This is a genomic window from Herpetosiphon giganteus (genome assembly GCF_016907925.1).
GTDB lineage: Bacteria > Chloroflexota > Chloroflexia > Chloroflexales > Herpetosiphonaceae > Herpetosiphon > Herpetosiphon giganteus.
Window position 1 is genome coordinate 78,207 of record NZ_JAFBCZ010000024.1, and the last position, 12,159, is coordinate 90,365.

Here is a 12,159-nt window from a genome sequence, read left to right on the forward strand (position 1 = left end):
GTCCCTGAATCCTGACCCTAACATCGCTCAACCATTGCGCGGAGCCGAAGTAAATTCGTAGTTGGAGATAATTTGCTCGGTTTTGGCATCGGCATAGCGATTGAGCATTTTGCCAGCTTCAGAGTTGTCGCGGATGGTTTTGGCCAAGCTGAAGGTGCTCCCAACGGCAAACAAAGCAGCAACCGCCAAAAAGCTCTTGACCCAAATATCGACCGGCGCATGATAAATGCCCAACATCAAGGCTGCGATCGAAATGAAAAACGAAATCCAAGTAAACGCGATCCAAGCACCAGTATCTTTTTGAATTGTTGGGTGGTTCATCGGTGTATCTCCTTGGGTTGATGCAGGCAGTATAGCTTTGTAGCAACAGCAGCACATACATCGCGAGATACATTCGGCGATACATTGGCGGCAACAGCGTCATTTGTTGCTTGTGATACAATACACAAAACTCCCATCAGCCAATGCTGGCAGCGGCAGAGCGTGTCCATCTGCCCTTTTTTGTTTACTACCACAGGAGTAACCACCTCATGGATCGTATCCTGGTCACGGAGAAGATTGGTGCCGAAGGCCTTGCGGCGCTCAAAGAGGTCGCCGAGGTTGATGTTCGTCTTGATCTTACACCAGAAACCCTGTTGGATGTTTTGCCTGAGTACGATGCCTTGATCGTGCGCTCGCAAACCAAAGTTACCGCCAAAGTGCTTGCAGCAGGCACCAAATTACGAGTTGTTGGCCGCGCAGGGACGGGTGTCGACAATATCGATTTGGCAGCAGCCAATCAGCAAGGGATTTTGGTGGTTAATGCCCCAGCCTCGAATAGCATCGCCGTTGCCGAATTGACGATTGGCTTGATGCTTGACCTTGCGCGTAACATTCCCCAAGCCCATGCAGCCTTGCAAAATGGTAAATGGGAACGCAGCAAATATGGCGGTTGGGAAGTTCGCGGCAAAACCCTTGGCTTAGTTGGCTTTGGCCGCATTGCCTCGGAAGTGGCTCGCCGCGCGCGGGCGTTGGAAATGAATATCATCGCCTACGACCCAATTATTAATGCTGAACGTGCAGCGCAACTTGGCGTGACCCCAGTGACGCTTGATGAATTAACCAGCCGCGCTGATGTTATTTCATTGCACATTCCGTTGATCGATGCCACCCGCAATTTGTTCGATGCCCAACGCCTGAGCCAAATGAAAAAAGGCAGCTACATCATCAATTGTGCCCGTGGCGGCGTAATCGATGAAGAAGCATTGTTCGAGGCCTTGGAATCGGGCCATCTTGGTGGCGCAGCGCTCGACGTGTTTGCCAAAGAGCCACCAACTGGGCCAATTGTCAATCATCCACGAGCGATTGTTTTGCCGCACTTAGGCGCTTCGACCGAAGAAGCCCAAGCCTTGACCGCCGCCGATGTGGCCGAGGGTGTGGTTGATGCCTTGGCTGGACGCTCGCCACGCTATGCAGTTAACGCGCCGTTCGTTGCGCCCGAAGAATGGGCGATTGTTGGGCCATATCTCGATCTTGGGCGCAAATTGGCACGGCTCAGCACCCAATTAATCGATCTACCAGCCCAATCGTATCAAATTGTCTATAACGGTGCTTTGGCGGGCCTCACCAGCGAACCAATCAAGTTGGCGGTGTTGCAGGGCTTGCTCGAAGGTGGCTCGGAAGGGCGAGTTACGCCGGTTAATGCGCCATTCTTGGCTCGCGAACGCGGCCTCAGCATCAACGAAACTCATCGCCCAGATGCAGAAACCTACACCGAACTGTTGCAATTGGTTGTAACCACCAGCGATGGCGTGGTGCATACCTTTGGTGGCACGGTGGTGCGTGGCGAAGCTCACATCGTCCAAATCAACGAATTTTGGCTGGATTTGGTGCCAACTAGCTCGATGTTGTTCACCTTCCACCAAGATCGACCTGGCTTTATCGGACGGATTGGCACCTTGCTTGGCAGTGCTGACATCAACATTTCATCGATGCACGTTGGCCGTTCAAGCCCACGCGGCACGGCAATTATGGTGCTCACGGTTGATGAAGCAATTTCAGCCGAAACTTTGACCGACATTAACAATCAAGCCGATATCGAAAGCGCCTATAGCGTGCTGCTCTAAGCCTCAAATTACCTCAAAAGCCGCCACGATTCAATGGCGAAACGTGGCTTTTCGCATTGGTAAGGATTTTAACACCCTTTGGTTATCCTCTCTTAACCCGATTGACATGCTATCCGCGCTACACTATGTATAGTGATAATAAGGATAGCAAGCCATGAACTTCTCAATCGTCATCATTGACCCAGATCAAGGTTCAGCCCAAACAACCGCCGCGCGTTTTCAGCGCCGTTGGGGCCAGAACGTCCAAGTCAATATTGTCAAACAAGCTGATTGGGCTAGTGTTCAGACGCATCGACCGAACTTAGTAGTGATTGATCCTGCTCCATATCGGCTGCATGGATTGCGTTTGCTGGAACAATTGTGTGAGGAGCAACCATCAACGGCAATTGCCGTGGTGGCATCGGGCAGTTCGCCAAGCATGCGCCAACGCTTACGCAACTTGCCAATCACCTCGTACCTCGAAAAACCTAGCTCGTTAGCGCCCCTACTTGGTGAACTTGATCACCTTGTTGAGAGCAATGTCGCTCTCCAATCCAAAGGAGGATTGATTATGGAACGCCAAATGTTGATTCCACTTGATGGTTCTCGCTTAGCAGAACAAGCCTTGGATTATGCGGTGGTTTTAGCTCGTCGCAACAGCAGTGTCCTACATTTAATTCGGGTTATTGGCTTCCCGACCTTGGTCACAGCCTATGCATGGCCAGTGCCAAATGCAGTTGATACGCGCCAATGGCTCGATGACGAGCGCCAAGCAGCCCAAACCTATCTCGATGAACTCAAAGCTCGCTACGAACAACAAGGTTTGAGCATTCGCACCAGCGTACTTGAAGGCGAACCAGCGCAGGCAATTGTGCAATTTGCAACCGATCAAACCAATGTGCGCGAAATTGTGCTCGCCAGCCATGGCCGCAGCGGACTTGGGCGCTGGGTGCTTGGTAGCGTGGCCGAAAAAGTAGTCCAAGCAACGCCAGTGCCAATCTTGGTAATTCATGGCGATGAAAACAAAGTTGAAACCTTCAAAATTCCGCCAGAATTGCGCACGATTATTGTGCCACTCGATGGCTCAGACTTGGCCGAACAAGCCTTGCCCTTGGCCAGCCAATTAGCCGAAGCCCATCAAGCAGAGCTGGTGTTGCTCAGCGTTACACCTGGTCTTGACGAGCCGGGCTTGGTCGAGGCGGGAGTTGTGCCAATGTGGAGCGCTGGCGAAAAATCGCAAGCCCGTGAGCAAGCCCAAAAATATTTGCAGCAGCTTGAGCAATCGTTGCAAACGCCACGCCTGCGCACGCGCCACCTCGTGGTGAGCGGTATCCCAGCAGAGATGATCAATGAAGTTGCCAACGAAGCAGTTGCGAGCATGATCGTTATGGCAACTCATGGCCGCAGCGGCTTCAGCCGCATGTGGATGGGCAGCGTTGCAACCAAGTTGATTCGCACCAGCCAACAACCAATTTTCTTGGTACGCGCAGTTGAGCAAGCAGCAGAACGCGGCCAACCACTCTAAATTTATTGCGTGATGAGTGAGGAACGCTCCAGCAGCGCCTAGTTTTGGGTGCTGTTGGAGCGCTTTTTGATCCACGAAGGACACGAAGCGCACGAAGAAGAGGAACCGCGAAGGACACGAAGGACGCGAAGATTATTTTTAGCCACAGATTTTATTTTGTAGCGTATCCGAAGCTTACTGCGCTTCCCAGCTGTATCCTTGTTCTTCATCCCTCATCCCTCATCCTTCTCAAAACTCTGCGCCTTTTGACCTTTGCCCTTTGACTTCTGCCTTTTACAATTTGCAGCATACTGCTAGCTTATGGTAGGATAGGCACACAGCCACTTAGTTGAGAGAGAATCACATGGCCAACAAACTATGCCCACGTTGTCACGCACCAATTGGTTTAAGCAGCTTCCTCATGAGTACTAACCCATTTCAGCTTAAGTGTCCCAATTGCCAACAGACCCTTAAGTATAAAACCTGGGTTATGGCCTTGAATGGAATTTTAATTCTAGCCTTTGTAGGCTTACTCATCTATCTTGTTCCCCAGATTATTGCCGACCCACGCGGGTTTCGCTCAACCATGCGCCTGCTGCTACTGAGTTCTTTCGTCATTGTATTAATCTTCTATGGCATCACCTATATGGCCGATCCATTCGAGCGCTCGTAGCGATCCTTTTTTGATCCACGAAGGACACGAAGGAACACGAAGATGGGGCTATTGGCTATTGGCTTTTGGCTTTTGCTATTCCAACCCATGTCCGATAGCCTATAGCCTATAGCCCATAGCCATCGGTTCTCTGTGCCTCTGCCTTAAAACCCAACTCCCACGTTTTTCATCCTTCATCCTTCATCCCTCATCCTTCTCAACCCTCTGCGCCTCTGCGTTAAAACCTAAGCCCCCAATCCTTATGTTCTATGCTCTATGCTCTATGTTCTTACTTCAAAAGTAGCCGAACGACAACGAAGGGTAGACAAATCTTTTAGTTTCAGTGGTCGATTGGCAAGTACACTAGATGCATATCAAAGCCGATATGGCGTGCAATTTAGGGGGATACACGATCATGGACCGCAACGAACAACAACCTATCGAACAAGTATTAAATGCACCAACCTCACGCCGCAGCTTCTTGCGCTGGACGGGGATGGCGGCTGCCGCAGGAACCATGGTCGCGTGTGGCCGCGAAAGTGCGCTAACCATCGAGCCAGCAACCGTTCCGCCAGCAACCGCCACAACTGCTCCCGCTGGCACCGACCACGGCAATGGTGGCCATGGCACTGGTAATGCCGGTACGCCTACCACCGATAGCGGAGCCAAAGCTTGGGAAGAAATGGATAAAATGCATGAAGCCGGCATTAAGCTGTTTCCAGCTAAAACCGAAGGCCTCAGCATGCAACCACTCGAATATCGCATGGAAGGCGATGTCAAAGTATTTGAGTTGACCTGCCAAAAAACCATGTGGGAAGTTGAACCAGGCCGCAAGCTCGAAGCTTGGACCTACAACGGCCAATTGCCCGGCCCAGAAATTCGCGTCACCGAAGGCGATAAAGTGCGGATTTTGGTCACCAATCAGCTTGACGAAAGCACTGCTGTGCACTGGCACGGCTTGTTTGTGCCAAACAATCAAGATGGTGTGCCATTTATCACCCAGCCACCAATTACGCCTGGCTCAACCTATACCTATGAATTTACCGTGCGCAACTCTGGATCGCACATGTATCACTCGCACCATAACTCAACCAAACAAGTCTCGATGGGCTTGCTTGGGCCATTTATCGTCGAGCCAAAAGATAAGAGCAAAGACCCAGCCTTCGACAAAGAATTTACCTTGGTGCTGAATGATACTGCCCAAGGCTTCACCATTAATGGCAAAGGCTTCCCAGCAACTGTACCGCTGACCGCCAAGTTGGGCCAAAAAATTCGCATTCGCTATATGAATGAAGGCTTGATGATTCACCCAATGCACTTGCACGGGATGCCACAGTTGGTATTCGCCAAAGATGGTTGGAACTTACCCCAGCCATTTATGTGCGATACGCTCAACGTCGCCCCAGGCGAACGCTGGGATGTGATTGTCGATTGTACTGACCCAGGTGTCTGGGCCTTCCACTGCCACATTTTGTCGCACGCTGAAAGCGAACACGGCATGTTTGGGATGGTTACAGCGCTAATCGTCGAATAGGAGCGCGACCATGAGTATCGTGTACGATATTTTGATTATTGGCGGCGGACCATCGGCATTGGCAGCGGCATTTTATGCCCAAAATAAACAATTACGCACGCTGATGATTTACGCCGATCTCGGCGGCAAAGCGGGCTGGGCACATAACCGCACAGTCAACGGCACGATCAACGTTCTGCCCGGACACGATCTTGTGGAACGGCTGATTAGCCAGCTTTCAAACCATCAATCGTCAGTCGCACACATTAACGATCGCGTGGTGGGGCTGCGCAAAACCAATGGCATGTTTGTGGTCGATACCCAACAATACGGCGAACGCTACGCGCGTTCAGTTGTGGTTGCCAGCGGCGCGGCTCCCAATCGCTTGCCCTTGCCAGGCATTCAACATCTGTTTGGGGTGGGCTTAGGTTATTCAATCACAACCTTTGCCCATCAAACCCAAGGCCAACGCGTTGCCATCTATGGCGTAACCCCGCGAACAATCCGCGGGGTTGCCGAGATTGTGCTCAGTTCAAGCCATATTTATTGGATTACGCCCGATGAGCACTTGCCCGAAAGCCAGTTGATTGATGCAATTCGCCGCATGCCCAATGTCACAATTATTCCCCAAGCCACAATTCGCGATGTGGTAGGGATTAATTCGGTCAAACAAATTGTGCTTGAACGTGGCTCATCATTGCAGCATATTCCAGTCGATCGCCTGTTTGTTGATATTGGCATTCAGCCAAACACTGGCTTTCTCAACAACGGCAATGTGGATGTACTCGATGAAGATGGCTTTGTGATTGTCGATGAATATAACAGCTCGCCCTGCTATGGCATCTTTGCTGCTGGCGATGTGAGCAACAGTGTGCTTGGTGAACAAGTGTTAATTGCAATTGGCGATGGCGTTCGCGCTGCCGTCAGTGCCTACGAATACCTGCTTGTGCATAAGCTCACGCTTGAGGAAGTGAGCAACGCAGCCGGCAAGACTGCTTAATCTCGCTTAGCTCGGTTCCCACCCTCAGGACACAGGCAAAACCTGTGTCCTTATTTTTTAAGGCATAGTCTTTGCTTATTCAGATCTCAGCATAATCAAGGAGGATTGTATGACTGAGCAAGAACGCCCATTTACGCCTGAAGTTGTCGCCGCTGAACGCGAGGCCTTCGAGCGCAAAAATGCTGTTATTGCAGCCAATCATGAACAACTGGAAAAAGTGGTTGCTCCAGTGCTCAACCAGATAGCCGAAGAAGCAGCAGAAGCAGCCAAAGATCCAGCCCATCAAGCCTTTTTGGCCGAGCAAGCAACCCATCGCGACGACCAGCCGAATAACACAGCTGGCAAAGATTTGCCATCGCTCGTGCCGCCCCATCTGGCAGGCACTGCTTCGCCACAGCCAATCAACCGTCACGAGCTGAACGATGATAATGCGCCGCAGGTCAAACCACAAGGTAGCTCGCTCCGCGGCGATAGCTAAAATCTGCGTTAAACAAACCCGCCGCAAGTTATAACACTTACGGCGGGTTTTTGTTCGTTCCCTCACCCCAACCCCTCTCCCGTCAGACGGGAGAGGGGCTTTGAAGTTCCTCATTTAGCAGTATATTGGGTATTCCACCGTCGGCTCCCCTCGCCCGCGTTCAGTGGGAGAGGGGTTGGGGGTGAGGGAATATTATTGATTCAGGCTTTGCAAAGCCAAAGCCAAGCCGCCAATCGCCACTGCTTCAGCACCCAACAACGAATGCACCACCGGCACATGGCGCTGTGGCGTTGGACTAATCAGTTGATTTACTTGGGCTTCGACCGCGCTACACAACCCATCGCCACCCTTGCGCGTCACAATCCCGCCAAGCACCAACAAGGCGGGATCAAGCAATTGCACCACGCCTGCCAAGCCTAAACCCAGCACATCGACTGCTTCGCTAATTGTTTTTGCGCCAGCTTCAGGGTCATTAAACAATATGTCAAGATCATCAGTTTGCAAGCCAAGCTCATTGGCCCGCGCCAGCAAGCCGCGAATCGAGAGCAAATCTTCGATTTCGCGTTGATGGCTCAAGGAATAGCGAGCATGGCCAATTTCGCCAGCACTCGTGGTTACCCCACGATGCAGTTGGCCATTCAACACTAAGCCACTGCCAACACCTGTGCTCAAATGCAAGTAGTAGAGATCTTGCACATCGCGGCCAGCGCCAAACATATATTCACCAAAGGCAATCAAGCTGGCATCATTTTCGATTAAGGTTTGAGCATCAAATGCAGCTTCAAATTGCTCACAAACATTCAAATCATCCCAGCCAGCCATGCGATACGAACGGCGGGTTACACCGCGCACTGCGTCGACTGGGCCACCAAAGCCAACTCCAATGCGCACAAGTTGTTGGGCAGGAACATGGTTGGTTTCAAGTAATTCGTGGATCAGGCTAAAACTTTGTTCGAGCACGGTGGTAGCGTTGCTTTCGGCAGCTAGTTCGCGGTTGGCGTGAAAAAGATGCTCACCGCAAATATCGGTCACGACCGCGCGCAAGCCATAACTGCCTAAATCAACCCCCAGCACATAGCTTGTTGGCCCAAATAATCCCCAATTGTGCTGGGCAATTTGTTGCTTAAGGCTATTCCAGAGTTCAGTCATTGAACACCTCCTAGTGCCATGGTTGATCCCACAGTCCGATTATAGCACGTTGCCTGCGTCACAACCGACCATTTCGCCAACAATTAGGCAGAGATCTGTTCACCAAGCCCACCCAATTGTTGGCATTTCACCACCAAGGCAACTGACAGAATGGCGATTTTTGGCCTTGTTTGATAATAAATTGCTGCTTGTGCCAAAGCCTAAAATACTGCCTTGGGGTGAGCAACAATCAGTCGAAAAGCGCTGTCTAATCATTGCACCATCTGCTATACTTGCACACAGATTGATCAGGCAAAACCTAGTAGGAAAGAACTTCATGGCACGTTTGCTTGCGACCATCGATGGGCAATCACTCAATATTCCAATTACAAGTCGCGGGCTGCAAATTGGTCGTTCGCGCCAAAATGATATTGTGTTAAATCATCCCCATGTTTCGCGCCATCATGCTTCGTTAGAGAGCCGTGGCCGCGATGTTTTTGTGCGCGATACTGGTAGCTCAAACGGCACATTTGTCAATGGGCTACGGGTCAAGGAAGCAGCGCTGCGGGCGAACGACCTGATTAGCATCGGGCCATTTGAGCTTAAATTTGATGATCGGGCTGCCGCCAGCGTGATTATTTCCGATGAGGAGCTGGTGCCATTGCAAAGCAACAGCCGCTCGATCTCATCGGGCAAGCTGCCCGATCTGAATCTTGATGCTAACGATATTTTACAAAATTTCTATCAAGTCAGTAGTCGCTTGAATATGATTCTCGATTTGGGCGAATTGCTTGACACCATTATGGATGAAGTGCTGCGTTTGGTGCCCGCCGAACGTGGCTTGTTATTGATGACTCGCCAAGACGGGCTGGTGCCAATGGTGGTGCGTGCGCCTAACGAAACTCAATCGCTAACCATTAGCTCGACGATTGCGCGCCGTGTGCTACGCGAGGGCGTGGCCTTGCTCACTTCCGATGCCCGGGTAGAATTTGGCTCGCAGGATAGCATCATCAGCCAAAATATTCACTCGGTGCTGTGTGTGCCATTAATTGGCCGCGCTGGCGTATTGGGATTGATACACCTCGATAGCCCAGGGCTTGAGCGATTTAGCATCCGCGACCGCGAATTATTGACCGCAGTGGCCTACCAAGCCTCGTTGGGCATCGAACGCGCCAACCTGACCGACCAGATTCGCAACGAAGAAAAATTACGTCAACAGTATGCCCGTTTTCTCTCGCCCGATGTTGCACGCACCGTTGCCCAACAAATTAACGAAACTGGCGAGATCTTCATGAAGCCAGTTGAGCAAGAAGCCAGCGTTTTATTCTCAGATATTCAGGGTTTTACCACCATGACCGAGACCCTGCCGCCATTAGAACTGCAAAACCTCTTGAATGAATATCTGAGCGTGATGACCGACGTGATTTTTGAGCATGGCGGCACGCTCGATAAATTTATTGGCGATGGGATTATGGCGCTTTTTGGTGCTCCCGTGTATTATGAAGATCACGCACAGCGGGCAATTGATACAGCGCTTGACATGCTGGTGCAGCATCAAAAGCTCATGGCCAAAATCGATTCCAGCAAACACTTTCGGATTCGAATTGGGGTCAGCACTGGACGGGTTATTTCTGGTCTCGTCGGCACGCGCGAACGTTTAGAGTATACTGTTCATGGCGACACCGTAAACACTGCCTCGCGGCTTGAAGGTAAAGCCGAGCCAAACAGCGTCTACACCAGCGAAGCCACGATTGCCAAGCTTGGTGCGAGCTACCAAGTCCAGGAAGTCGGGCCATTGCAACTCAAAGGCAAAGCTCTGACTGTCCAAGTCTTCCGCGTGATGGGAAAAACGCTCCCCAGCGAAGGCTTTGAAGGATAATTATTCAAAGGATGTAAGGATGAGGGATGAAGGATGAATTCATCCTCAATCGCTTCTAACAGCTCATTTCGGTCATTGCCAAGTTTGCAAAGCAACTATCTACGTTTCTTAATGACACTTACACTCTGATAGTTTTAATATTCTTCCTACCTCATCCTTCATCCTTCATACTTTTTTTAGGATTGATCTATGCCCTTGGTTGTTGGAGTTAAATTCAAAGATTCGGGCAAAATTTATCATTTTGACCCGAATCAACACCATTTAGAGCTAGGCGATGCGGTGGTTGTTGAAACCGTGCGCGGGCTTGAGCTTGGCAAAGTGGCAGCGCCGATCGAAGATCTGCCTGATTCCGATTTGATTGCCGAACTCAAACCAGTTATTCGCCAGCCGACGACCGAAGATTACGATCGGATGCGCGTGCTCGCTGAGCGCCGCGACGACGTATTGCGGATTTGTGCCGAACGGATTAGCGTCCATCGCTTACCAATGCGATTAATTCGCAGTGATTGGAATTTTGATGGTACGCGCTTGACAATCTATTTTACCTCGCAGCAACGGGTGGATTTTCGGCATTTAGTGCGTGAATTGGCGCGTATTTTTCATGCACGGATTGAATTACGCCAAATTGGGGCACGTGATGAAGCCAAGCTGCTTGGTGGATTAGGCCCCTGTGGAAGGCCATTGTGCTGCTCCACCTTCTTGCCCGATTTTGCGCGGGTGTCGGTCAAAATGGCCAAAGATCAAGATTTGCCACTCAATCCCTCGAAGATTTCGGGCGTTTGTGGGCGTTTGCTCTGCTGTTTATCGTATGAACAAGAGCAATATCTTGAAATTAAGGCTGAGCTGCCAACCCGTGGCGAGCAGGTCAAAACCCCTGAAGGCATTGGCTACGTGGTTGCCGTCAACACCATTCGCGAAACCGTGACCGTGGATATTGAGAGCAACTATTTAGATTTCAAAGCCGATCAGCTTGAAACGATCACCAGTGCCGCTGGAGCGATTGCCCGCGAACGGCTAGAGCAAGGCGAAGCTGCGCCAATTGCCCAAAAGCGGTTCAACCGCCCAGTTGGCGAAACGCTCAAATCGTCACTCAACAACAATTGGGATAATGAAGATTGGGGCTTGGATGAGCTACGTTCCTTTGACGATGAACCAAACGGCGCAAGCGACAAGCCCAAGCCACGGCCCAAGCAAGCGCAGCAATCACGCCCACATTCAACTGAGCCACGCGAGCAGCGGGCAAATCCCAACGAGCCACGGCCACGATTTGACCGCGCTGAGCGCCAAAAGCGCTTCAACCGTTCAGAAAATCCCAATCCAGAGCCGAATCCAGCGCCAAGCGCGCCGAATGAGCAGAACGAGCGCAAGCCACGTCATGCCTTCAAACGCAAGGGCGATACCACACCAACCCCTGAACGGCCAAAATTACCAGCAACTGTGCGCCAACAATCACTGGGAGGCGTGCCTGAACAGCTGACACCGCGTGGTCGCCAGCCATCGACTAACGATCCCGATGAGCCAAAGCAACCAATGCGCCGACGGCGACGCGGCAATGGCGGCAACAATACCAATCAACAGCAAGGCCAGCAGCAAACGCCAAAGCCCAAGGCGCAGCAAGCAGCCCAGCCTGAGCGAGCAGCAGAAAAGCCAACGCCAGATGCAGCGAAAGGAGATACTAACGCTGAACGGCGTTCGCCACGCCGCCGCAAACGGCGCGGTTAAAGCCAGGAGGCCACGTGGTTGAACCACGTGGCCTGCTTTTTTCGCCTGCTCAATCGACGCTAAAACAAACAACACCGCGAGGATTACTCACGGTGTTGTGTGGAATGGTACGCATCCCCCTACGTTCCCACAGCGGGTGCTGCAGTAGCCTCGGTGTGTGTCGCGTTCACGGCCTGGTTCGGGATGGAGCAGCGTGGGG

The 12,159-nt window shown here is 51.5% G+C and carries 10 protein-coding genes; 8 read left to right on the forward strand and 2 right to left on the reverse strand.

Features of this window, described 5'->3' with window-relative positions; translation table 11 throughout:
• Positions 1-27 precede the first annotated feature (27 nt).
• Positions 28-321, reverse strand: coding sequence for a YiaA/YiaB family inner membrane protein (locus JOD20_RS19315; RefSeq protein ID WP_204756843.1), 294 nt, complete (start codon positions 319-321; stop codon positions 28-30).
• A 209-nt stretch (positions 322-530) separates the two neighbouring features.
• On the opposite strand from JOD20_RS19315, the gene serA reads away from it, so the two are divergent.
• From serA to JOD20_RS19345, 6 genes are all read left to right on the forward strand, one after another.
• The gene (gene serA, locus JOD20_RS19320) at positions 531-2,105 is read left to right on the forward strand and encodes a phosphoglycerate dehydrogenase (RefSeq protein ID WP_204756844.1); all 1,575 of its coding nucleotides are present in this window, start codon (positions 531-533) and stop codon (positions 2,103-2,105) included.
• A gap of 154 nt (positions 2,106-2,259) precedes the next feature.
• A complete protein-coding gene (locus JOD20_RS19325; protein WP_204756845.1) occupies positions 2,260-3,609 on the forward strand; it encodes a universal stress protein in 1,350 nt (449 codons plus the stop codon).
• A 400-nt stretch (positions 3,610-4,009) separates the two neighbouring features.
• Positions 4,010-4,261, forward strand: coding sequence for a hypothetical protein (locus JOD20_RS19330; protein ID WP_204756846.1), 252 nt, complete (start codon positions 4,010-4,012; stop codon positions 4,259-4,261).
• A gap of 394 nt (positions 4,262-4,655) precedes the next feature.
• On the forward strand, positions 4,656-5,774 hold the full coding sequence (locus JOD20_RS19335; RefSeq protein WP_204756847.1) for a copper oxidase: 1,119 nt from the start codon (positions 4,656-4,658) through the stop codon (positions 5,772-5,774).
• Between the two features lie 10 nt (positions 5,775-5,784).
• Positions 5,785-6,753, forward strand: a complete 969-nt coding sequence (locus tag JOD20_RS19340; protein ID WP_204756848.1) for an NAD(P)/FAD-dependent oxidoreductase — start codon at positions 5,785-5,787, stop codon at positions 6,751-6,753.
• A gap of 109 nt (positions 6,754-6,862) precedes the next feature.
• Positions 6,863-7,231 carry a hypothetical protein gene (locus JOD20_RS19345; protein WP_204756849.1) on the forward strand — a complete coding sequence of 123 codons (369 nt, stop codon included), beginning with the start codon at positions 6,863-6,865 and terminating at the stop codon, positions 7,229-7,231.
• Between the two features lie 192 nt (positions 7,232-7,423).
• Here JOD20_RS19345 and JOD20_RS19350 read toward each other — a convergent pair whose 3' ends face one another.
• The gene (locus JOD20_RS19350) at positions 7,424-8,380 is read right to left on the reverse strand and encodes an ROK family protein (RefSeq protein ID WP_204756850.1); all 957 of its coding nucleotides are present in this window, start codon (positions 8,378-8,380) and stop codon (positions 7,424-7,426) included.
• 316 nt (positions 8,381-8,696) lie between these two features.
• On the opposite strand from JOD20_RS19350, the gene JOD20_RS19355 reads away from it, so the two are divergent.
• Together JOD20_RS19355 and JOD20_RS19360 are read left to right on the forward strand one after the other, a co-directional pair.
• The gene (locus tag JOD20_RS19355; protein WP_204756851.1) at positions 8,697-10,238 is read left to right on the forward strand and encodes an adenylate/guanylate cyclase domain-containing protein; all 1,542 of its coding nucleotides are present in this window, start codon (positions 8,697-8,699) and stop codon (positions 10,236-10,238) included.
• Positions 10,239-10,427: 189 nt separating this feature from the next.
• Complete coding sequence (locus JOD20_RS19360; RefSeq protein WP_204756852.1) at positions 10,428-11,960, forward strand: PSP1 domain-containing protein; 1,533 nt, start codon at positions 10,428-10,430, stop codon at positions 11,958-11,960.
• Positions 11,961-12,159 lie beyond the last annotated feature (199 nt).